Consider the following 21955-nt stretch of genomic DNA (forward strand, 5'->3'; position numbering starts at 1 on the left):
TACTCAATTGAGGGTCGCTGCCTACGGTAACCGGTCCGCGCCCGGACCGGCTCGCCCCGGATACGCAGCGGCCGCGGTACCCCTGGGGGGCACCGCGGCCGGTACGGAGCTGCTGGTTACGCGTCGCCCTCAAGCGCGGCCATCGCGCGCTTGGTGACCTCTTCGACCTTGCCGAGGGCCGGGATCGTCACGACCAGATCCTGGGCCTTGTAGTAGTCGATGATCGGCTCGGTCTCCGTGTGGTAGACCTCCAGCCGCTTGCGGACGGTCTCCTCGCGGTCGTCGTCACGCTGGTACAGATCGCCGCCGCAGACATCGCACACGCCCGCGGTCTTCGGCTTGTTGTACTCGGCGTGGAAGACGTGGCTGCTGTCCTTGCGACAGATGCGCCGGCCGGCGATCCGCTTGACGACCTCGTCCTCGGGGACCTCCAGGTCCAGGACGGCGTCCAGCGTGAGGTTCTTGGCCTTGAGGTACTCGTCCAGCGCCTCGGCCTGGCCGAGGTTCCGCGGGAAGCCGTCCAGAAGGAAACCCTCGGCGGCGTCGGCCTGCTCCATGCGGTCCTCGGCCATCCCGATGGTGACCGAGTCGGGCACCAGATTTCCGGCGTCCATGTACGACTTCGCCTCGACACCCAGGGGCGTGCCCTGGCTGATGTTGGCGCGGAACAGGTCCCCCGTGGAGATGTGCGGGATCGCGAGGTTCTTGGCAAGGTACGCAGCCTGCGTACCCTTGCCGGCCCCCGGGGGTCCGACGAGGACGATTCGCATCAGCGGAGGAACCCTTCGTAGTTGCGCTGCTGAAGCTGGCTCTCGATCTGCTTCACGGTCTCCAGGCCCACACCCACGATGATGAGGATGCTCGTCCCGCCGAACGGGAAGTTCTGGTTCGCGTTGAACAGCACCAACGCCACTGTTGGTACGAGCGCGATCAGCCCCAGGTACAGCGAGCCCGGCCACGTGATCCGGTTGAGCACGTAGCTGAGGTACTCGGCCGTCGGGCGACCAGCCCGGATACCCGGGATGAAGCCACCATACTTCTTCATGTTGTCGGCAACTTCTTCGGGGTTGAAGCTGATGGCGACGTAGAAGAAGGCGAAGAACACGATCAGCAGGAAGTACGTAACGATGTAAACCGGGTGATTTCCCTTGGTGAAGTTGGTGGCGATCCAGGTCGCCCATGCCGCCTTCGACCCGCTGAACTGTGCAACGAGGGCTGGAATGTAGAGCAGCGATGACGCGAAGATGACGGGAATCACACCCGCCTGATTCACCTTGAGCGGGATGTAAGTGGACGTACCGCCATAGGACCGGCGCCCGATCATCCGCTTCGCGTACTGCACCGGGATACGTCGCTGAGCCTGCTCGACGAAGACCACCAGGGCGACCATCGCCAGACCCACGGCGATCACTGCGAAGAACTCGATCCAGCCGTCGGCGAGCTTGCCGGTGAGCTTGATCTGCCACAGCGCGCCCGGGAAGCCGGCGGCGATCGAGATGAACATCAGGATCGACATGCCGTTGCCGATACCGCGGTCGGTGACGAGCTCACCGAGCCACATGATCAGGCCGGTGCCGGCGGTCATCGTGATGACCATCGTGATCGTGGTGAAGATCGAGTCGCTGGGCACGATTTCGCTGGCGACCGGGCAGCTCTGGAAGAGCGCACCGCTGCGGGCGGTGGCCACCAGGCCGGTGCCCTGCAGGATGGCGAGCGCCACGGTCAGATAGCGGGTGTACTGGGTGATCTTCGCCTGGCCGGACTGTCCCTCTTTCTTGAGGGCCTCCAGCCTGGGGATCACCACGGTCAGCAGCTGGAGGATGATGCTCGCCGTGATGTACGGCATGATCCCCAGCGCGAAGATCGTGATCTGCAGCAGCGCACCACCGCTGAACATGTTCACCAGGGCGAACAACCCGCTGTTGCCNACCACCGCTGAACATGTTCACCAGGGCGAACAACCCGCTGTTGCCGCCGGCCTGCTTCATGCAGGTCTCGACGTTCGCGTAGTTCACCCCGGGGACCGGGACGTGCGCACCGATCCGGTAGAGCACCACGATGCCCAATGTGAACAGCAGCTTCTTGCGCAGGTCGGGCGTCTTGAACGCTCGGGCGAACGCGGTGAGCACGGTGCCTCCTGCGCCCCTCGCCTTGAATGCGAGAGGTGACGGTCTTGAGGATCGACGAATACTTAGCGGCCAAAAATCCGCGTGGACAGGGTCCACGCGGCGGGGGCCCGGGACCGAAGCCCCGGAAAACAACAGTCCATGCCACCTTACCGGCGACCGTACCCCCTTGGAACGACCAACCGGGGATGCCCCAATCAATGGGCATCCCCGGTCAGTTGAACCAACGAACTCAGATGAGCTCGGTGACGGTGCCGCCGGCAGCGGCGATCTTCTCCTTGGCGGAGCCGGAAACGGCGTCAACCGAAACCTGCAGCGCCACGGAGATCTCGCCCTGGCCCAGGACCTTGACGAGCTCGTTCTTGCGCACCGCGCCCTTGGCAACCAGACCGGCCACCGTGACCTCGCCACCCTGCGGGTAGAGCTCGGCCAGCTTGGTCAGGTTCACGACCTGGAACTGCTTGTGCGCGGGGTTCTTGAAGCCCTTCAGCTTCGGGAGGCGCATGTGGAGGGGCATCTGCCCGCCCTCGAAGCGCTCCGGAACCTGGTAACGGGCCTTCGTGCCCTTGGTACCACGACCAGCGGTCTTACCCTTGGATGCCTCACCACGACCGACACGGGTCTTGGCGGTCTTGGCACCCGGGGCGGGCCGGAGGTTGTGGACCTTCAGCGGGTTGTTCTCCGCCATGTCAGTCGACCTCCTCAACCGTCACGAGGTGGCGGACGGTGTGCACCATGCCGCGGAACTCGGGACGGTCCTCCTTGACAACCACGTCGTTGAGCCGCTTGAGGCCCAGCGAACGAAGGGTGTCGCGGTGGTTCTGCTTGCTACCGATGTAGGACTTAGTCTGCGTGATCTTGAGGTGCGCCATTACGCGGTCACCCCAGCACGCGCCCGCAGCAGAGCGGCGGGAGCAACGTCCTCCAGCGGCAGGCCACGACGGGCCGCGATCTCCTCGGGGCGCTGAAGGCCCTGAAGCGCGGTCACCGTGGCGTGCACGATGTTGATCGGGTTCGACGAACCGAGCGACTTGCTCAGCACGTCGTGGATGCCCGCGCACTCCAGAACGGCACGCACGGGGCCACCGGCGATCACACCGGTACCGGGGGAAGCCGGCTTGAGCAGGACAACGCCCGCAGCCTTCTCGCCCTGGATGGGGTGAGGAATGGTGCCCTGGATACGGGGGACCTTGAAGAAGTTCTTCTTGGCCTCTTCCACGCCCTTGGCGATGGCAGCCGGAACTTCCTTGGCCTTGCCGTAACCGACACCTACGGTGCCGTCACCGTCGCCCACCACGACCAGCGCGGTGAAGCTGAAACGGCGACCACCCTTGACAACCTTGGCGACGCGGTTGATCGCGACAACGCGCTCAACGTACGCGGTCTTCTCGGCGGCAGCGCCACCGTCGCGACCCTTCCGGTCCCGCCGCTCGCCGCCACCGGCACCGCTTCCGCGGCGCTGGGGTCCAGCCATTGGATTTACCTCTCTCTGTTACGTCCGCTAGCTCCGGAACCGGGGCTTAGAACTTCAGCCCGGCTTCGCGGGCGGCGTCGGCCAGAGCGGCAATCCGCCCGGCGTACTGCTTGCCACCACGGTCGAACACGACGGCCTCGACACCGGCGGCCTTAGCACGCTCGGCAACCAGGGCGCCGACCTTCTTGGCCTGAGCGCTCTTGTCGCCCTCGCCACCACGAACCGACGCGTCCAGGCTCGACGCCGAGGCCACCGTGTGGCCCGCGATGTCATCGATGACCTGCGCGGTGATGCCACGGTTGGACCGCGTCACCACCAGACGCGGACGCTCCGGGGTACCCGAAATCCGCTTACGGATGCGGATGTGGCGACGCTTGATGGCGGCGCGCTTGTAGGCGTCACCCTTCGCGATCTTCACACCGTATGCCATGGCTTACTTACCAGCCTTTCCGACCTTGCGGCGGATGACCTCGCCGGCGTACTTGACGCCCTTGGCCTTGTACGGGTCAGGCTTACGCAGCTTGCGGATGTTCGCCGCCACCTCGCCGACCTTCTGCTTGTCGATGCCCTCGACGCTGAGCTTGGTCGGGGACTCGACCTTGAAGGAGATCCCCTCGGGGGCCTCGATCACGATCGGGTGGCTGTAGCCCAGGGCGAACTCCAGGTTGGAGCCCTTCGCCTGGACGCGGTAACCGACACCGCTGATCTCGAGCGCCTTGCTGTAGCCCTGGGTCACGCCGGTGATCATGTTCGCCACCAGCGTGCGGGACAGGCCGTGCAGGGCCTTGTTCTGACGCTCGTCGTTCGGGCGGGTGACGCTGATAACGCCGTCCTCACCCTTGGCGACCTCGATGGGAGCGGCAACGGTGTGCGAAAGGGAGCCCTTGGGACCCTTCACCGAAACCGTGCGGCCATCGATGGTGACGTCCACACCAGCGGGAACCTGGATGGGCAGCTTGCCAATACGCGACATTAGCTATTCCTCCGTTCCCTGGTTACCAGACGTAGGCGAGGACTTCCCCACCCACGCCCTTCTTGCTGGCCTGCTGACCGGTCAGGAGACCGTGGGACGTGGAGATGATCGCCACGCCCAGGCCGCCGAGGACCTTCGGCAGGTTGGTGGACTTTGCGTAGACACGCAGGCCCGGCTTCGAGATCCGCTTGATGCCGGCGATCGAGCGCTCGCGGTTCGGGCCGAACTTCAGCTCGAGGACGAGGTTCTTGCCAACCTCGGCGTCCTCGACGCGCCAGCCGGTGATGTAACCCTCCTGCTGGAGGATCTCCGCGATGTGCGACTTGATCTTGCTGTGCGGCATCACGACAGTGTCGTGGTACGCCGAGTTCGCGTTCCGCAGACGGGTCAGCATGTCTGCGATGGGGTCAGTCATGGTCATGAATTGGCCTTCGGCCTCTCTCGCCGGGGTTTCCTATGTGCGCCATCCCTCTCCCCGATCAGAGTCGGGACGGGTGCGGTGCGGGGACCTACGGCGTAGTAAGCGACTTTATGCGGGCTCGGCCCGCGGTCGGTCTCGGGCGGCGGGGCGCCCAAACCCTTCTACCCTAAGGGACAAAGGGAGGGGCGCCCGCCGACCGAATGCTTACCGAGAGCTTCTGGTCATCCCAACTAAGGGATTACCAGGAGCTCTTGGTCACGCCCGGCAGCTCGCCACGGTGAGCCATCTCACGAAGGCACACGCGGCACAGGCCGAACTTGCGGTAAACGGAGTGCGGACGGCCGCAGCGCTGGCAACGCGTGTACGCGCGGACAGCAAACTTCGGCTTACGAGCCGCCTTAGCGATCAGAGCCTTCTTCGCCACGGTCAGTTCTCCTTGAACGGGAAGCCGAGGTGACGAAGCAGGGCGCGGCCCTCATCGTCGTTGGACGCCGTGGTGACCACGGTGATGTCCATGCCCCGCGTCCGGTCGATCTTGTCCTGGTCGATCTCGTGGAACATGACCTGCTCCGTGAGACCGAAGGTGTAGTTGCCCCGACCGTCGAACTGCTTCGGGGACAGACCACGGAAGTCGCGGATGCGCGGCAGCGCGAGCGACAGCAGGCGGTCCAGGAACTCCCACATGCGGTCACCACGGAGGGTGACGTGGGCACCGATCGGCTGGCCCTCACGCAGCTTGAACTGCGCGATGGACTTACGGGCCTTGGTGACGGCCGGCTTCTGGCCGGTGATCGTGGTGAGGTCGCGGATGGCGCCCTCGATCAGCTTGGAGTCGCGGGCGGCGTCGCCCACACCCATGTTGACCACGATCTTGGTCAGACCGGGGATCTGCATGACGTTCTCGAACGAGAACTCGTCCTTCAGCTTCCCGGCGATCTCTTCGCGGTAGCGCGTCTTCAGACGCGGCGCGTTGGTGGTGGCAGTCATCAGATGTCCTCACCGGTCCGCTTGGCAACGCGGATCTTGTTGCCCTCGTCGTCGAAGCGGTACCCGACGCGGGTAACGACCTTGTTGCCGTCCTTCTCCACAACCAGCTGAACGTTGCTGACGTGGACGGGGGCCTCGGTCGTTACGATGCCGCCGGTCTTCGACCCACGAGCGGTCTGTCCGGCCTTGGTGTGCTTCTTGACCCGGTTGACACCCTCGACCAGGACGCGGTCCTCGCGAGGGAAGGCCTGGATGACCTTGCCCTGCTTGCCCTTGTCCTTACCGGTGATGACCTGGACCAGGTCGCCCTTCTTGATCTTCATCGGTTACAGCACCTCCGGCGCGAGCGAGATGATCTTCATGAACTTCTTCTCGCGCAGCTCCCGGCCCACCGGGCCGAAGATGCGGGTGCCGCGGGGGTCGCCATCGTTCTTGAGGATGACGGCCGCGTTCTCGTCGAAGCGGATGTACGAGCCGTCCGGACGGCGGCGCTCCTTGACGGTGCGAACGATGACCGCCTTGACGACGTCACCCTTCTTCACGTTGCCACCGGGGATCGCGTCCTTCACGGTGGCGACAATGACGTCACCGATGCCCGCGTAGCGGCGACCGGAACCACCGAGAACACGGATGCAAAGGATCTCCTTCGCACCAGTGTTGTCGGCGACACGCAGTCGCGACTCCTGCTGGATCACGTCTATCTCCTGTTTGTCTGCCGGTTCCCGGCAGGGGCTTTCCTCTGATGAGGCGAGCCCCTGCCGAGCCTGGCGGAACTGTTCCTAGGGGGTCCCCCTAGGAGGGATTACTTGGCCTTCTCGAGGATCTCGACGATGCGCCAGCGCTTGGTGGCGGACAGCGGCCGGGTCTCCATCAGGAGGACGCGGTCGCCGACACCGGCAGCGTTCTGCTCGTCGTGCGCCTTGAGCTTGTTGGTACGGCGGATGACCTTGCCGTACAGCGCGTGCTTGACACGGTCCTCGACAGCGACGACGACGGTCTTGTCCATCTTGTCGCTGACGACGAGACCCTCACGGGTCTTGCGGAAACCGCGCTCGTTCGTCTCAGTCACATTCTTCTCGCTCATCAGGCGCTCTCCACCGTCTCGATGCCCAGCTCGCGCTCACGCATCAGGGTGTAGATCCGGGCGATGTCCTTGCGGACGGCCTTCAGCCGGCCGTGGTTCTCGAGCTGTCCGGTCGCCGCCTGGAAGCGGAGGTTGAACAGTTCTTCCTTGGCCTCACGGAGCTTGGCGACGAGGTCCTCGTCGTTCAGCTCGCGCAGCTCGGACGCCTTGGTAACGGCCGACATCACGATTCACCTGCCTCGCGCCGAACGATGCGGCACTTCATCGGAAGCTTGTGGGCGGCGCGGGTCAGCGCCTCCTTAGCAACCTTCTCGTTCGGGAAGGACAGCTCGAACATCACCCGACCGGGCTTGACGTTCGCGACCCACCACTCCGGAGAACCCTTACCGGAACCCATGCGGGTTTCGGCCGGCTTCTTCGTGAGCGGGCGGTCCGGGTAAATGTTGATCCAGACCTTGCCGCCACGCTTGATGTGACGGGTCATCGCGATACGAGCGGACTCGATCTGACGGTTCGTCACGTAGGCCGGGGTGACGGCCTGGATTCCGTACTCACCGAAGGCCAGCTCGGTGCCACCCTTGGCCATACCACTGCGCTTCGGGTGGTGCTGCTTGCGGTGCTTGACCCTGCGAGGGATCAGCATGTCGGTCAGGCCTCCGTTCCGGGGGTCTCCGCCGGAGCAGCGGCAGCGGCCTCGGCCTTGGGGGCCTCGGCAGCGGCGCTCTGCTGCGGCTTGCGGCCGCCACGGCCGCCACGCTCGCCACCGCGACGCGGGCGGTCGTTGCCGCCACCGCGAGCCGGGCGGTTACCCGCACGGGCGGCAGCGTTCTCGGCGCGCACCTCGGCGATGTTCTTGACGTCGCCCTTGTAGATCCAGACCTTCACGCCGATACGGCCGAAGGTGGTCTTGGCCTCGAAGAAGCCGTAGTCGACGTTCGCACGGAGCGTGTGCAGGGGCACACGGCCCTCACGGTAGAACTCCGAGCGGGACATCTCGGCGCCGCCGAGACGACCGCCGCACTGGATCTTGATGCCCTTGGCGCCGGCCTTCATCGTCGACTGCATGCTCTTACGCATGGCGCGACGGAAGGAGACGCGGGACGAGAGCTGCTCGGCAACGGCCTGGGCCACCAGCTGAGCATCGGTCTCGGGGTTCTTGACCTCGAGGATGTTCAGCTGGACCTGCTTGCCGGTCAGCTTCTCCAGCTCGCCGCGGATGCGGTCCGCCTCGGCGCCGCGGCGGCCGATGACGATGCCCGGACGAGCGGTGTGGATGTCAACGCGGACGCGCTCACGGGTGCGCTCGATCTCCACCTTGGAGATACCGGCGCGCTCCATGCCCTTCGTCATCATGCGACGAATGGCGACGTCTTCCTTGACGTAGTCCTTGTACAGCTTGTCGGCGTACCAACGCGACTTGAAGTCGGTGGTGATGCCGAGCCGGAACCCGTGCGGGTTAACCTTCTGGCCCATTACCGGGTTCCTTCCTTGCTGCTGACGACCACGGTGATGTGGCTGGTCCGCTTGCGGATCCGGTAGGCACGGCCCTGGGCACGCGGACGGAACCGCTTCAGGGTCGGGCCTTCGTCGACGTATGCCTCAGTGATGACGAGGCTGCCGGCGTCGGTGTGGTCGTAGTTGTGCGCGGCGTTGGCAATGGCGCTGTCCAGCACCTTGCCCACCGGCACGCTCGCGGCCTGCGGGGCGAAACGCAGGACCGCCTGAGCCTCCGTGGCATTCATGCCACGGATAAGGTCCACCACGCGGCGGGCCTTCATGGGCGTGACGCGGATGTACCGCGCCTGGGCCCTGGCTTCCATGGTTGTCCCTTCGGTGTCAGTCATAGTCTTCGCACTCCGGTCGATCAGCGACGACGCGACTTGCGGTCGTCCTTCTCGTGGCCACGGAAGGTGCGGGTCGGCGCAAACTCGCCGAGCTTGTGGCCGACCATCGACTCGGTGACGAACACCGGGACGTGCTTGCGGCCATCGTGCACCGCGATCGTGTGGCCGAGCATGGCCGGGACGATCATGGAGCGGCGGGACCAGGTCTTGATGACGTTCTTGGTGCCTGCATCGTTCTGTACGTCCACCTTCTTGGAAAGGTGGTCGTCGACGAAGGGCCCCTTCTTGAGACTGCGCGGCATCTAAACCCGCTCCTAGCGCTTCTTGTTCGTCTTGCGGCGGCGGACGATGTACTTGTTGCTGGCCTTCTTCGGCGAGCGAGTACGACCCTCCTTCTGGCCCCAGGGCGAGACCGGGTGGCGACCACCGGAGGTCTTGCCCTCACCACCACCGTGCGGGTGGTCAACCGGGTTCATCACGACACCACGCACGGTCGGGCGGACGCCCTTCCAGCGCATACGGCCGGCCTTACCCCAGTTGATGTTCGACTGCTCGGCGTTGCCGACCTCGCCAACAGTGGCGCGGCAGCGGACGTCGACCAGGCGGATCTCACCGGACGGCATACGAAGGTGGGCCATCGAGCCCTCCCTCGCCAGCAGCTGCACGGAGGCACCGGCCGAGCGGGCGAACTTCGCACCGCCGCCCGGACGCAGCTCGATCGCGTGGATCGTCGTACCCACGGGGATGTGGCGCAGCGGCAGGTTGTTGCCGGGCTTGATGTCGGCGCCAGCGCCGTTCTCAATCCGGTCACCCTGGCTCAGGCCACGGGGCGCGATGATGTAGCGCTTCTCGCCGTCTGCGTAGTGCAGCAGCGCGATGCGCGCGGTGCGGTTCGGGTCGTACTCGATGTGCGCGACCTTGGCCGGCACGCCGTCCTTGTCGTGACGACGGAAGTCGATCACTCGGTAGGCGCGCTTGTGGCCACCGCCCTGGTGGCGAACGGTCACACGACCGGCGTTGTTACGGCCGCCCTTGCTGTGCAGCGGGCGGACCAGCGACTTCTCCGGCGTGGACCGCGTGATCTCGACAAAGTCGGCGACGCTGGAGCCACGACGGCCCGGGGTCGTCGGCTTGTACTTGCGGATACCCATTTCTCAGTCCTCGTCCGATTCCGGACGACTCGGACTCCGTTAGGAGACCGGGCCGCCGAAGATGTCGATACGGTCGCCCTCGGCGAGGGTCACGATGGCGCGCTTGGTGTTCGAGCGCTTGCCGAAACCGGTCTTGGTGCGCTTGCGCTTACCCTGCCGGTTGATCGTGTTGACCCCGGTGACCTTGACCGAGAAGACCGCCTCGACGGCCTGCTTGATCTGGGTCTTGTTCGAGCCCGGCGCGACGATGAACGTGTACTTGTTCTCGTCCAGCAGGGCGTAGCTCTTCTCCGAGACAACCGGCTTGACGAGAATGTCGCGCGGGTCCGAGAAGGTCTTGCTGGTGACGACGGCCTCAGTCATCAGGCGTCGCTCCCTTCGGTCTCAGCGGCCTTGGGGCCAGACACGAAGGACTCGAAAGCGGCCTTGGTGAAGACCACGTCGTCGGAGACGAGCACGTCGTACGTGTTCAGCTGGCCCGGCTCCAGGATGTGAACCTGGGGCAGGTTGCGGGCGGACAGCCACGCGGCCTCGTCGCTACGCTCGGCGACCAGGAGCACGTTCTTGCGCTCGCTGACCTTGCCGAGGAGGTCCTTGGCGGCCTTGGTGGAGATCGCGCCCTCGACCACGCCGGAAACGACGTGGATGCGGCTGTTGCGGGCCCGGTCGGTGAGGGCACCGCGCAGAGCGGCAACCTTCATCTTCTTCGGGGTCCGCTGCGAGTAGTCACGCGGCACGGGGCCGTGGACGACGCCACCGCCGGCGAACTGCGGCGCACGGGTCGAACCCTGGCGCGCGCGGCCGGTGCCCTTCTGGCGGTAAGGCTTCCTGCCACCGCCGCGGACCTCGCCGCGAGTCTTGGTCTTGTGCGTGCCCTGACGGGCAGCGGCCAGCTGTGCGACAACGACCTGGTGGATCAGCGGAACGCTGACCTTGGCGTCGAAGATCTCCGTGGGGAGCTCGACGGTCCCGGCCTTGTCGCCTGCCGGCGAAAGGATGTCAATGGTGCTCATCGGTTACCTCAGGCCCCCTTGGCCGCGGTACGGACCAGGACGAGGCCGCCGTTCGGACCAGGAACTGCGCCCTTGATGAGCAGCAGACCCTTCTCCGCGTCAACGGCATGGACGGTCAGGTTCTGGGTGGTGACCCGCTCATTGCCCATACGGCCGGCCATCCGCATGCCCTTGAACACGCGGCCCGGGGTGGCGCAGCCACCGATGGAGCCAGGCTTACGGTGCACGCGGTGGGCACCGTGGGACGCCTTGCCGCCGTGGAAGCCGTGACGCTTCATGACGCCGGCGAAGCCCTTGCCCTTGCTCTTGCCGGTCACGTCCACCTTGACGCCGGACTCGAAGGTCTCAGCGGTCAGCTCCTGGCCGAGGGTGTACTCACCGGCGTCGGTGGTACGGACCTCGACGAGGTGACGACGGGGGGTGACGTCGGCCTTCGCGAAGTGGCCCTTGAGGGGCTTGTTCACCTTGCGCGGGTCGATCTCGCCGAAGGCGATCTGGACGGAGTCGTAACCGTCCTGGTCATTGGTGCGCACCTGGGTAACGACGCAGGGGCCGGCCTTCACCACGGTCACCGGGACGACACGGTTGTTCTCGTCCCAGACCTGGGTCATGCCGAGCTTCTCGCCCAGGATGCCCTTGATCTGCTTAGCCATCTGTTCCGCGCCTCTCAGAGCTTGATCTCGATGTCAACGCCGGCCGGAAGGTCCAGGCGCATCAGCGAGTCAACGGTCTTGGGCGTCGGGTCGAGGATGTCGATCAAGCGCTTGTGCGTGCGCATCTCGAAGTGCTCGCGCGAGTCCTTGTACTTGTGCGGCGACTTGATGACGCAGTACACGTTCTTCTCAGTGGGCAGCGGCACCGGGCCCGCGACCGACGCACCAGTACGGGTCACCGTCTCGACGATCTTCTTCGCCGAAGAGTCGATGACCTCGTGGTCGTAGGCCTTGAGCCGGATGCGGATCTTCTGTCCCGCCATGGCTACTTCGTAGTCCTGTCTCTCGTAACGCTCTGGGACCCGGTGCGCTGCGCTTCGTCGGAAGCGCCGCTCTTCTCCGACCCACGCGGTCGGGCGTGTCGCACCCCTTCCCGTAAATCTCCGCAAGGGAGATCCTTCAAGAAGGAGATAGTGGGGGAAGAACACCCACCGGGCGCCTGGCCGAGGCACCCCGCTGACGCTTCCCGGAAGATTCCCGTATTTCCGGCCCTGAGAAGGGACGACGAATACCTGGGACTCGCTTCCAGTCCTCCCGGCGAGAGGCGCGCAGCATCGGCACTCAACCGAGCAACCTGGACAGTGTGCCACACGTGGGACGCGTAAGGCCAATCGGAGCCCAACTGTCAAGGAGCCCCGCCCACCTGATGGCGGACGGGGCTCCCTGCCGTTCATTCCCGGGGGCTCTCCCCCCGGACTCCCGGTCCGAAGACCGGGAGCTTTACCGGGTCTCCCCGATCAACAATTACTTGTTGATCTTGGTGACCTGGCCGGCGCCGACGGTCCGGCCACCCTCACGGATGGCGAACTTCAGGCCCTCCTCCATGGCGACCGGCTGGATCAGCTCGACCGTCATCTCGGTGTTGTCGCCCGGCATGACCATCTCGGTGCCCTCGGGGAGGGTCACGACGCCGGTCACGTCCGTGGTACGGAAGTAGAACTGCGGGCGGTAGTTGTTGAAGAACGGGGTGTGACGGCCACCCTCGTCCTTCGACAGGATGTACGCCTGAGCCTCGAACGAGGTGTGCGGCGTGACCGAGCCCGGCTTGATGATGACCTGGCCGCGCTCGACGTCCTCGCGCTTGATGCCACGGAGGAGCAGACCGACGTTCTCACCGGCCTGGCCCTCGTCGAGGAGCTTGCGGAACATCTCGATGCCGGTGACCGTGGTGGTGGTCTTCTCGGTCTTGATGCCGATGATGTCGACGGTCTCGTTGACCTTGAGGACACCACGCTCGATACGACCGGTGACAACGGTGCCACGGCCGGTGATCGTGAAGACGTCCTCGATCGGCATCAGGAACGGCTTGTCGACGTCGCGCTCGGGCTGCGGGATCGACTCGTCGACGGCCTTCATCAGGTCGAGGACGGACTTGCCCCACTCGGCGTCGCCCTCGAGCGCCTTGAGCGCCGAGACCTTGACGACCGGGACGTCGTCGCCGGGGAACTCGTACTCGGAGAGGAGCTCACGGACCTCGAGCTCGACGAGCTCCAGGATCTCCTCGTCGTCCACCATGTCGGCCTTGTTCAGCGCGACAACGATGTACGGCACGCCGACCTGGCGGGCCAGGAGCACGTGCTCCTTGGTCTGCGGCATCGGACCATCGGTCGCGGCGACCACGAGGATCGCGCCGTCCATCTGGGCGGCACCGGTGATCATGTTCTTGATGTAGTCCGCGTGACCGGGGCAGTCAACGTGCGCGTAGTGACGCGACTCGGTCTGGTACTCGACGTGCGCGATGGAGATGGTGATACCGCGCTGGCGCTCCTCGGGCGCCTTGTCGATCTGGTCGAAGGCCGAGGCCTCGTTCAGGTCCGGGAACGCGTCGTGCAGCACCTTGGTAATGGCGGCCGTGAGGGTCGTCTTACCGTGGTCAATGTGACCGATGGTGCCGATGTTGACGTGCGGCTTAGTCCGCTCGAACTTCGCCTTCGCCACTGGGGTCCTCCTGTGGAGTGGTTCTGTACGCCTTACTCATCGGCGCCAGGTGATCTTTGCTGGGGTGCCGGCTGACGGGGCAATCCTCACGGTTTGCGGGGATTACCCCATCAGACGGTGTCAAGCCTAAAGCGTGTTCCGACTCTCGGGAGACGGAGCTACTCGCCCTTGGCCTTCGCGATGATCTCCTCGGCGACGTTCCGCGGAACCTCGGCGTAGGAGTCGAACTGCATCGAGTAGCTTGCGCGACCCGACGTCTTGCTGCGGAGGTCTCCGACGTAGCCGAACATCTCCGAGAGCGGAACCAGGCCCGTGACGAGCTTGGCGCCGCTGCGTTCCTCCATGGACTGAATCTGACCACGGCGGGAGTTGATGTCGCCGATCACATCGCCCATGTAGTCCTCGGGCGTGGTGACCTCGACCTTCATCATCGGCTCGAGCAGGGCCGGGGAGGCCTTGCGGGCGGCCTCCTTGAAGGCCATCGAACCGGCGATCTTGAAGGCCATTTCCGACGAGTCGACCTCGTGGAACGCACCGTCGAGAAGCGTGACCTTGACACCGGTCAGCGGGTAGCCGGCGAGAACACCGAACTCCATGGCCTCCTGGCAGCCCGCGTCCACGGACGGGATGTACTCCCGCGGGATACGGCCACCGGTGACCTTGTTCTCGAACTCGTACCCGTCGCCCTCGAGAGGCGCGATCGCGATCTGCACCTTCGCGAACTGGCCGGAACCACCAGTCTGCTTCTTGTGCGTGTAGTCGAGACGGTCGACAGCCTTGCGCAGGGTCTCGCGGTACGCGACCTGCGGCTTGCCGACGTTGGCCTCGACCCGGAACTCACGCTTCATACGGTCGACCAGCACGTCGAGGTGCAGCTCGCCCATACCCGCGATGATGGTCTGGCCGGTCTCCTCGTCGGTGTGAACCTGGAACGAGGGGTCCTCTTCGGCGAGACGCTGGATGGCGACACCCAGCTTCTCCTGGTCGCCCTTGGACTTGGGCTCAATGGCGACCTGGATGACCGGGGCCGGGAACTCCATCGACTCCAGGATGACCTGGTTGGCGGAGTCACAGAGGGTCTCACCGGTGGTGGTCTGCTTCAGACCCATGACGGCGACGATGTCACCGGCACCCACCGACTCGATCTCCTCACGCTTGTTCGCGTGCATCCGGTAGATCTTGCCGATGCGCTCCTTCTTGCCCTTCACCGAGTTCTGCACCTGCGAGCCGGCCTCAAGGCGACCCGAGTACACCCGGATGAAGGTGAGCTTGCCCAGGTGGGGGTCGCTCGCAATCTTGAACGCCAGGGCGGACAGCGGCTCGTCCACGGACGGCTTGCGCTTGACGACCTGCTCCGGGTCGTTGACCGCGTGGCCCTCAATGGCCTCGACGTCCAACGGGGAGGGGAGGTAGCGCACGACCGCGTCGAGCAGCGGCTGGACACCCTTGTTCTTGAACGCGGTACCGCAGAACACCGGCGTGACAGTGGTGGTGTCAGCCTTGCCGGAGGCAATGGTGATCCGGCGGATCGCCGCGTAGAGCTGCTCCTCGGTGGGCTCCTGGCCCTCCAGGTACAGCTCCATGATCTCTTCGTCGTTCTCGGCAACGACCTCGAGGAGCTTGCCGCGCCATTCGTCGGCGGCCTCGATGTGCGTGTCGGGGATGTCGACGACGTCGTACATCTCGCCCTTGGCGGCCTCGGCCGACCAGACCAGGGCCTTCATCTTCACGAGGTCGACGACGCCCTTGAAGTCCATCTCGGTACCGATCGGCAGCTGCATGACGATCGGGGTCGCGCCCAGGCGATCCGAGATCATGTCGACACAGCGGTGGAACTCGGCACCCGTACGGTCGAGCTTGTTGACGAAGCAGATACGCGGCACGCCGTAGCGGTCCGCCTGACGCCAAACGGTCTCGGACTGGGGCTCGACACCGGCAACGCCGTCGAACACCGTCACCGCACCGTCCAGGACGCGCAGCGAGCGCTCCACCTCGACCGTGAAGTCGACGTGGCCCGGGGTGTCGATGATGTTGATGGTGTGGTCGACGTCTTCCAGCGGCCAGTGGCAGGTCGTCGCGGCAGACGTGATCGTGATGCCGCGCTCCTGCTCCTGCTCCATCCAGTCCATCGTGGCAGCGCCGTCGTGGACTTCACCGATCTTGTACGAAACACCGGTGTAGAACAGGATCCGCTCGGTGGTGGTCGTCTTGCCCGCGTCGATGTGGGCCATGATCCCGATGTTGCGGACCTTGGCCAGGTCAAGCGAAGTGGTGGCCATAGTGGCTCAATCTTCTCTCGGTCTCGATGTGGGTTGCGACTACCAGCGGTAGTGCGCGAAGGCCTTGTTGGACTCGGCCATCTTGTGCGTGTCCTCACGCTTCTTGACCGAAGCGCCGAGGCCGTTGGAGGCGTCGAGCAGTTCGTTCATGAGGCGCTCGGTCATGGTCTTCTCGCGGCGGGCGCGGGAGTAGCCCACGAGCCAGCGGAGCGAGAGGGTCGCGGCGCGGCCGGGCTTGACCTCGATCGGGACCTGGTAGGTCGCGCCACCGACACGGCGGGACTTGACCTCAAGGGTCGGCTTGATGTTCTCGAGCGCGCGCTTGAGCGTGATGACCGGGTCGTTACCGGTCTTCTCGCGCAGACCCTCCATGGCGCCGTAAACGATGCGCTCGGCGGTGGAGCGCTTGCCGTTCAGCAGAACCTTGTTGATGAGGGAGGTCACCAGAGGAGAACCGTAGACCGGGTCGATGATGACCGGGCGCTTCGGGGCGGGGCCCTTACGAGGCATTCTTACTTCTCCTTCTTGGCGCCGTAGCGGCTGCGAGCCTGCTTGCGGTTCTTGACGCCCTGCGTGTCGAGGGAGCCGCGGATGATCTTGTACCGAACACCCGGCAGGTCCTTCACACGGCCGCCACGCACGAGCACGATCGAGTGCTCCTGCAGGTTGTGGCCCTCACCCGGAATGTAAGCGGTGACCTCGATCCCGCTGGTCAGACGCACACGCGCGACCTTACGCAGGGCCGAGTTCGGCTTCTTCGGGGTGGTCGTGAAAACACGCGTGCAGACGCCACGGCGCTGGGGGGAACCCTCAAGCGCGGGCGTCTTGTTCTTCTCGACCTTGTCCTGCCGGCCCTTGCGGACCAGCTGCTGGATCGTAGGCACCGTTTCTCCGGTTTCTGTGTGCCAGTCTCGGTAAAGCTAACCTGGAACATCCCCGACCCACGCGGTCGGGTGTGTCGAATACTGCAGTCCGATCCCTCGCTGGAACGAGTGAGGCGGCAGATTGCGGTGTCAAAACCTGGCTTCCGTGCTGATGGCCTCCCCGGCCGTAGCTGGGGCGGATTGCGCGCACGGCAGCCCAGGGACACCCCAGGCACAAGGTCAGAGCGTACCTACCGCATTGGCTGCGGTCAAAACAAATGCACACGCGAAGGACACGCCGGACTCCTCACGGCGTTGCGGCCACCGTAGTGCGATCTACGGCCGTACGGAAGAAGGCGCAACGCCCGTGCAACACACCTCGGCCACCGGCACGGCAACCGCCGGCGCGGCGCGCAATCCCCTGGGCCGGCCGGAGCCGCGCTCAGAGATTGACCGCGGCCGAGAGGATGAACACCAGGAGGAACAGCGCCCAGCCGCCGATCGCCAGCCAGCCCAGCACCAGCCCCGTGATCGCCTGGCCGTCCCCACGCTCCCCGGTCCTGCGGATCTCGGCGCGCGCCTTGTGGCCGAGAATCACGGCCGGAATCGCCGTCAGCCCCCAGGTCACCGGGGTCATGATCCCGCAGACCAGCGAACCCGTCGCCGAGCTGTTCGTATGCACCGGCATCGGCATCTGCATGGGCATCGGCATGAACGTCGCCGGCATCGGCCGCTGCGGAATGAACTGCGCCTGCGGCACCGGCCCCTGCGGAAGATCCGCGACCAGCATCTGCAGCTCGGCATGGGTCTGCGCCTTGTAGGCACGCCCGATCCGCTGCTCGTACTCCGGCTGCTGCAGCCGTCCCTCGGCGAAACCCGCCTTGAGCACATCGACCGCCCGCTCACGATCGGCGTGCGAGGCACGCATGGCAGGCACCTGATTCTGCGGCTGAGCAGGCTGCCCACCCTGCCACGGCTGGAATGCCACTTCGCGAACCTCCCCCCGCTCGACAGTTCTCCCCATCTTCTCATCACAGACGCAGCAATGGGGAGACAAGTTCCCCCGCACGGCCCCCCAACACAGCTGAACGGGGCCGCAGTGTGTGCCACAACGCCGCAGGGCGGCCATCCCGTGGGGGATGACCGCCCTGTTGCTGTCGTACGTCTCGCTGTCGTACGTCCAGGATTACTGGTTGTACGGACCGTAGTCGTAGTCCTCCAGCGGGACCGCCTGGCCGGAGCCGGTGCCGAAGGGCGAGTAGTCGATGTCGTCGTAACCGACGGCCGAGTACATCGCGGCCTTGGCTTCCTCGGTGGGCTCGACCCGGATGTTGCGGTAGCGGGACAGGCCCGTACCGGCCGGGATGAGCTTACCGATGATGACGTTCTCCTTGAGGCCGATCAGGGAGTCCGACTTGGCGTTGATCGCCGCGTCGGTCAGAACCCGGGTCGTCTCCTGGAAGGACGCCGCCGACAGCCAGGACTCGGTGGCCAGCGAAGCCTTGGTGATACCCATCAGCTGCGGACGGCCGGAGGCCGGGTGGCCACCCTCCGCCACGACCCGACGGTTCTCACCCTCGAACTTCGTGCGCTCCACCAGCTCGCCCGGCAGCAGCTCCGCGTCGCCGGACTCGATGATCGTCACACGGCGCAGCATCTGCCGGATGATGATCTCGATGTGCTTGTCGTGGATCGCCACGCCCTGGCTGTTGTAGACCTTCTGGACCTCGCCGACCAGGTGGACCTGGACGGCACGCTGGCCGAGGATCCGCAGCACGTCGTGCGGGTTGACGGCACCCACGGTCAGCGGCTGGCCGACCGTGACGTGGTCGCCCTCGCCCACCAGGAGACGGGCACGCTTGGAGACGCCGTAAGCGGTCTCGTCGCTGCCGTCGTCCGGGGTGACGACGAGCTTCTTGGTCTTCTCGGTCTCCTCGATCCGGACGCGGCCGGCCGCCTCCGAGATCGGGGCGACACCCTTGGGCGTACGGGCCTCGAAGAGCTCGACGACACGCGGCAGACCCAGGGTGATGTCGTCACCGGCCACACCACCGGTGTGGAAGGTACGCATCGTCAGCTGGGTGCCGGGCTCACCGATGGACTGGGCGGCGATGATGCCGACCGCCTCACCGATGTCGACCAGCTTGCCGGTGGCCAGCGAACGGCCGTAGCAGAAGGCACAGGTGCCGACCGCGGACTCACAGGTCAGGACCGAGCGGGTCTTGACCTCCTCGACGCCCGCGTTGACCAGCGCATCGATGAGCACGTCACCGAGGTCGACGTTGGCCGGCGCGACAACCTTGCCGTCCACGACGACGTCCTCGGCCAGCATGCGTGCGTAGACGCTGGACTCGACGTCGTCCGCCTTGCGCAGGACGCCGTCCGCACCCTTCGAGGCGATCCGCAGCTTGAGGCCACGCTCCGTGCCGCAGTCCTCCTCGCGAATGATGACGTCCTGGGAGACGTCGACCAGACGACGGGTGAGGTAACCGGAGTCGGCGGTACGAAGGGCGGTGTCCGCCAGACCCTTACGGGCACCGTGCGTGGAGATGAAGTACTCCAGCACGGACAGACCCTCGCGGAACGACGCCTTAATCGGACGCGGGATGGTCTCGTTCTTCGCGTTCGACACCAGACCACGCATACCGGCGATCTGCCGCATCTGCATCATGTTTCCTCGGGCACCCGAGTCAACCATCATGAAGATGGGGTTCGTCTTGGGGAAGTTCGCGTTCATCGCCTCGGCAACCTCGTTGGTCGCCTTGGTCCAGATGTTGATCAGTTCCTGAGTGCGCTCGTCCTTGGTGATCAGACCGCGCTCGTACTGCTTCTGGACCTTCTCGTCCTGGGCCTCGTAGCCCGCGACGATGGCCTTCTTGGCCTCCGGCACGACGATGTCCGAGACGGCGACGGTGACGCCGGAACGGGTCGCCCAGTGGAAGCCGGCCGCCTTCAGGTTGTCGAGCGTCGCCGCCACGATGACCTTCGGGTAGCGCTCGGCCAGGTCGTTGACGATCGCGGAGAGCTGCTTCTTGCCCACCGAGTAGTCGACGAACGGGTAGTCCTCGGGCAGCAGCTCGTTGAAGAGCGCGCGGCCCAGGGTCGTACGCAGCCGGAAGCTGTCACCCTGCTGCCACTCGGGCTCGCCCTCCTCCGGAACCGGCGGGGTCCAGCCACGCGGCGGGACGGTGCCGATCGGGAAGCGGATGTCGACCTTCGCCTGGAGCGAGAGCTCCTTGGCGTCGAACGCCATGATCGCCTCGGCGGTCGAGCCGAACGCCCGGCCCTCGCCGATGACCTTGCGCTCCTCTTCATCCGTGGTGAGGAAGAAGAGGCCGAGCACCATGTCCTGGGTCGGCATGGTGACCGGACGGCCGTCGGCCGGCTTGAGGATGTTGTTCGAGGACAGCATCAGGATGCGGGCCTCGGCCTGGGCCTCCGCGGACAGCGGGAGGTGGACGGCCATCTGGTCACCGTCGAAGTCCGCGTTGAACGCGGTGCAGACGAGCGGGTGAATCTGAATGGCCTTGCCCTCGACCAGCTGCGGCTCGAAGGCCTGGATGCCCAGACGGTGCAGCGTGGGCGCACGGTTCAGCAGCACCGGGTGCTCGGCGATGACCTCTTCGAGCACGTCGTAGACGACCGTGCGGCCGCGCTCGACCATGCGCTTGGCCGACTTGATGTTCTGCGCGTGGTTCAGGTCCACCAGGCGCTTCATCACGAACGGCTTGAAGAGCTCCAGCGCCATGGCCTTGGGCAGACCGCACTGGTGCAGCTTGAGCTGCGGGCCGACGACGATGACGGAACGCGCCGAGTAGTCGACTCGCTTACCGAGCAGGTTCTGACGGAAACGACCCTGCTTGCCCTTGAGCATGTCGCTCAGGGACTTCAGCGGGCGGTTACCGGGACCGGTGACCGGGCGACCGCGGCGGCCGTTGTCGAACAGCGCGTCGACGGCCTCCTGCAGCATCCGCTTCTCGTTGTTCACGATGATCTCGGGGGCACCGAGGTCAAGGAGACGCTTGAGGCGGTTGTTGCGGTTGATCACACGGCGGTACAGGTCGTTCAGGTCGGAGGTCGCGAAGCGGCCACCGTCCAGCTGCACCATCGGACGCAGGTCCGGCGGGATCACCGGGATGCAGTCCAGCACCATGCCCTTGGGGCTGTTGCGGGTCTGCAGGAAGGCGGAGACGACCTTGAGGCGCTTGAGCGCACGGGTCTTCTTCTGGCCCTTGCCGGTACGGATGATCTCGCGGAGGCGCTCGGCCTCCTCCTCGAGGTCGAAGGTCTCCAGGCGCTTCTGCAGGGCAGCGGCACCCATGGAGCCGTCGAAGTACGTGCCGAAGCGGTCACGCAGCTCGCGGTAGAGCAGCTCGTCGCCCTCCAGGTCCTGGACCTTGAGGTTCTTGAAGCGGTTCCAGACCTCGTCGAGACGGTCGATCTCGCGCTGCGCACGGTCGCGCAGCTGCTTCATCTCACGCTCGGCACCCTCGCGCACCTTGCGGCGCACATCGGCCTTGGCGCCCTCGGCCTCCAGCTCGGCCAGGTCGGTCTCGAGCTTCTTGGCACGGGCCTCCAGGTCGGAGTCGCGGCGCTGCTCGATCTGCTGACGCTCGACGGAGACATGGGCCTCCAGCGAGGGCAGGTCGCGCGTACGGCGCTCCTCGTCCACCCACGTGATCATGTAGGCGGCGAAGTAGATGACCTTCTCGAGGTCCTTGGGCGCGAGGTCCAGCAGGTAGCCCAGCCGGCTCGGCACACCCTTGAAGTACCAGATGTGGGTAACGGGAGCGGCCAGCTCGATGTGGCCCATCCGCTCACGTCGCACCTTGGCGCGAGTGACCTCGACGCCGCAGCGCTCGCAGATGATGCCCTTGAAGCGGACGCGCTTGTACTTACCGCAGTAGCACTCCCAGTCCCGGGTCGGACCGAAGATCTTCTCGCAGAAGAGTCCGTCCTTTTCAGGCTTGAGGGTGCGGTAGTTGATGGTCTCAGGCTTCTTGACCTCGCCGTGGCTCCACTGACGGATGTCGTCAGCGGTAGCCAGACCGATCCGGAGCTCATCGAAGAAGTTGACGTCGAGCACTAT

General features: G+C 65.4%; 29 protein-coding genes and 1 pseudogene. All 30 read right to left on the reverse strand.

The features are described 5' to 3' along the window. Positions 1-116 precede the first annotated feature (116 nt). Positions 117-770 carry an adenylate kinase gene (locus tag DY245_RS13985; protein ID WP_128507193.1) on the reverse strand — a complete coding sequence of 218 codons (654 nt, stop codon included), beginning with the start codon at positions 768-770 and terminating at the stop codon, positions 117-119. Beyond that, on the reverse strand, positions 770-1927 hold a 1158-nt coding region (gene secY / locus DY245_RS13990), incomplete at its 5' end, for a preprotein translocase subunit SecY (RefSeq protein WP_244943035.1). The genes secY and DY245_RS13985, both read right to left, overlap by 1 nt. A gap of 1 nt (position 1928) precedes the next feature. Then, a pseudogene (locus tag DY245_RS46255) lies at positions 1929-2129 on the reverse strand (preprotein translocase subunit SecY); the annotation flags it as partial. A gap of 229 nt (positions 2130-2358) precedes the next feature. After that, complete coding sequence (gene rplO / locus DY245_RS13995) at positions 2359-2814, reverse strand: 50S ribosomal protein L15 (RefSeq protein ID WP_128507195.1); 456 nt, start codon at positions 2812-2814, stop codon at positions 2359-2361. Between the two features lies 1 nt (position 2815). After that, positions 2816-2998 (reverse strand): 50S ribosomal protein L30, encoded by a 183-nt coding sequence (rpmD, locus tag DY245_RS14000; RefSeq protein ID WP_006604889.1) that lies wholly within the window; start codon positions 2996-2998, stop codon positions 2816-2818. After that, positions 2998-3600: a 30S ribosomal protein S5 gene (rpsE, locus tag DY245_RS14005; protein WP_006604888.1), complete on the reverse strand. Its 603-nt coding sequence runs from the start codon at positions 3598-3600 to the stop codon at positions 2998-3000. The genes rpmD and rpsE overlap by 1 nt, the downstream gene beginning before the upstream one ends. Before the next feature lie 46 nt (positions 3601-3646). Continuing rightward, entirely contained in the window at positions 3647-4030 is a 384-nt protein-coding gene (gene rplR, locus DY245_RS14010) for a 50S ribosomal protein L18 (RefSeq protein WP_128507198.1), read from the reverse strand. 3 nt (positions 4031-4033) lie between these two features. Beyond that, positions 4034-4573, reverse strand: a complete 540-nt coding sequence (gene rplF / locus DY245_RS14015) for a 50S ribosomal protein L6 (RefSeq protein ID WP_128507200.1) — start codon at positions 4571-4573, stop codon at positions 4034-4036. 22 nt (positions 4574-4595) lie between these two features. Next, a complete protein-coding gene (rpsH, locus tag DY245_RS14020; protein WP_006604885.1) occupies positions 4596-4994 on the reverse strand; it encodes a 30S ribosomal protein S8 in 399 nt (132 codons plus the stop codon). A gap of 238 nt (positions 4995-5232) precedes the next feature. Beyond that, positions 5233-5418: a type Z 30S ribosomal protein S14 gene (locus tag DY245_RS14030; protein WP_004571834.1), complete on the reverse strand. Its 186-nt coding sequence runs from the start codon at positions 5416-5418 to the stop codon at positions 5233-5235. Between the two features lie 2 nt (positions 5419-5420). Then, the gene (gene rplE / locus DY245_RS14035; protein WP_033269703.1) at positions 5421-5981 is read right to left on the reverse strand and encodes a 50S ribosomal protein L5; all 561 of its coding nucleotides are present in this window, start codon (positions 5979-5981) and stop codon (positions 5421-5423) included. Next, entirely contained in the window at positions 5981-6304 is a 324-nt protein-coding gene (gene rplX, locus DY245_RS14040; RefSeq protein ID WP_006604883.1) for a 50S ribosomal protein L24, read from the reverse strand. The genes rplE and rplX overlap by 1 nt, the downstream gene beginning before the upstream one ends. 3 nt (positions 6305-6307) lie before the next feature. Beyond that, positions 6308-6676 (reverse strand): 50S ribosomal protein L14, encoded by a 369-nt coding sequence (rplN, locus tag DY245_RS14045; protein ID WP_003998823.1) that lies wholly within the window; start codon positions 6674-6676, stop codon positions 6308-6310. A gap of 107 nt (positions 6677-6783) precedes the next feature. Next, positions 6784-7065 carry a 30S ribosomal protein S17 gene (rpsQ, locus tag DY245_RS14050; RefSeq protein WP_006604882.1) on the reverse strand — a complete coding sequence of 94 codons (282 nt, stop codon included), beginning with the start codon at positions 7063-7065 and terminating at the stop codon, positions 6784-6786. Then, positions 7065-7289 carry a 50S ribosomal protein L29 gene (rpmC, locus tag DY245_RS14055; RefSeq protein WP_030062893.1) on the reverse strand — a complete coding sequence of 75 codons (225 nt, stop codon included), beginning with the start codon at positions 7287-7289 and terminating at the stop codon, positions 7065-7067. Before rpmC ends, rpsQ begins: the two co-directional genes overlap by 1 nt. After that, positions 7289-7708, reverse strand: coding sequence for a 50S ribosomal protein L16 (gene rplP, locus DY245_RS14060; protein WP_006604880.1), 420 nt, complete (start codon positions 7706-7708; stop codon positions 7289-7291). Before rplP ends, rpmC begins: the two co-directional genes overlap by 1 nt. A 5-nt stretch (positions 7709-7713) precedes the next feature. Beyond that, positions 7714-8538, reverse strand: a complete 825-nt coding sequence (rpsC, locus tag DY245_RS14065) for a 30S ribosomal protein S3 (protein ID WP_128507204.1) — start codon at positions 8536-8538, stop codon at positions 7714-7716. Continuing rightward, a complete protein-coding gene (gene rplV, locus DY245_RS14070; RefSeq protein WP_128507281.1) occupies positions 8538-8885 on the reverse strand; it encodes a 50S ribosomal protein L22 in 348 nt (115 codons plus the stop codon). Before rplV ends, rpsC begins: the two co-directional genes overlap by 1 nt. A gap of 44 nt (positions 8886-8929) precedes the next feature. Then, positions 8930-9211 carry a 30S ribosomal protein S19 gene (gene rpsS, locus DY245_RS14075; RefSeq protein ID WP_018090899.1) on the reverse strand — a complete coding sequence of 94 codons (282 nt, stop codon included), beginning with the start codon at positions 9209-9211 and terminating at the stop codon, positions 8930-8932. A 12-nt stretch (positions 9212-9223) separates the two neighbouring features. Next, positions 9224-10060 carry a 50S ribosomal protein L2 gene (gene rplB / locus DY245_RS14080; RefSeq protein WP_128507206.1) on the reverse strand — a complete coding sequence of 279 codons (837 nt, stop codon included), beginning with the start codon at positions 10058-10060 and terminating at the stop codon, positions 9224-9226. Positions 10061-10099: 39 nt separating this feature from the next. Beyond that, positions 10100-10423 carry a 50S ribosomal protein L23 gene (gene rplW / locus DY245_RS14085; protein WP_128507208.1) on the reverse strand — a complete coding sequence of 108 codons (324 nt, stop codon included), beginning with the start codon at positions 10421-10423 and terminating at the stop codon, positions 10100-10102. Next, positions 10423-11073, reverse strand: coding sequence for a 50S ribosomal protein L4 (gene rplD / locus DY245_RS14090; protein ID WP_128507210.1), 651 nt, complete (start codon positions 11071-11073; stop codon positions 10423-10425). The genes rplW and rplD overlap by 1 nt, the downstream gene beginning before the upstream one ends. Before the next feature lie 8 nt (positions 11074-11081). Further along, complete coding sequence (gene rplC / locus DY245_RS14095; protein ID WP_018090903.1) at positions 11082-11726, reverse strand: 50S ribosomal protein L3; 645 nt, start codon at positions 11724-11726, stop codon at positions 11082-11084. A 14-nt stretch (positions 11727-11740) separates the two neighbouring features. Further along, positions 11741-12049 (reverse strand): 30S ribosomal protein S10, encoded by a 309-nt coding sequence (gene rpsJ / locus DY245_RS14100; protein WP_003948644.1) that lies wholly within the window; start codon positions 12047-12049, stop codon positions 11741-11743. 481 nt (positions 12050-12530) lie between these two features. Beyond that, positions 12531-13724: an elongation factor Tu gene (gene tuf / locus DY245_RS14105; RefSeq protein ID WP_128507212.1), complete on the reverse strand. Its 1194-nt coding sequence runs from the start codon at positions 13722-13724 to the stop codon at positions 12531-12533. A gap of 158 nt (positions 13725-13882) precedes the next feature. Then, complete coding sequence (fusA, locus tag DY245_RS14110; protein WP_128507215.1) at positions 13883-16003, reverse strand: elongation factor G; 2121 nt, start codon at positions 16001-16003, stop codon at positions 13883-13885. 39 nt (positions 16004-16042) lie between these two features. Beyond that, complete coding sequence (rpsG, locus tag DY245_RS14115; RefSeq protein ID WP_030986135.1) at positions 16043-16513, reverse strand: 30S ribosomal protein S7; 471 nt, start codon at positions 16511-16513, stop codon at positions 16043-16045. A 2-nt stretch (positions 16514-16515) separates the two neighbouring features. Further along, complete coding sequence (gene rpsL, locus DY245_RS14120; RefSeq protein WP_003948652.1) at positions 16516-16887, reverse strand: 30S ribosomal protein S12; 372 nt, start codon at positions 16885-16887, stop codon at positions 16516-16518. A 421-nt stretch (positions 16888-17308) separates the two neighbouring features. After that, positions 17309-17794 carry a DUF1707 and DUF4190 domain-containing protein gene (locus tag DY245_RS14125; protein ID WP_128507282.1) on the reverse strand — a complete coding sequence of 162 codons (486 nt, stop codon included), beginning with the start codon at positions 17792-17794 and terminating at the stop codon, positions 17309-17311. Positions 17795-18052: 258 nt separating this feature from the next. Then, positions 18053-21952: a DNA-directed RNA polymerase subunit beta' gene (locus DY245_RS14130; protein WP_128507217.1), complete on the reverse strand. Its 3900-nt coding sequence runs from the start codon at positions 21950-21952 to the stop codon at positions 18053-18055. Positions 21953-21955 lie beyond the last annotated feature (3 nt).

The sequence above is a fragment of the Streptomyces inhibens genome (genome assembly GCF_003389455.1).
Lineage (GTDB): Bacteria > Actinomycetota > Actinomycetes > Streptomycetales > Streptomycetaceae > Streptomyces > Streptomyces inhibens.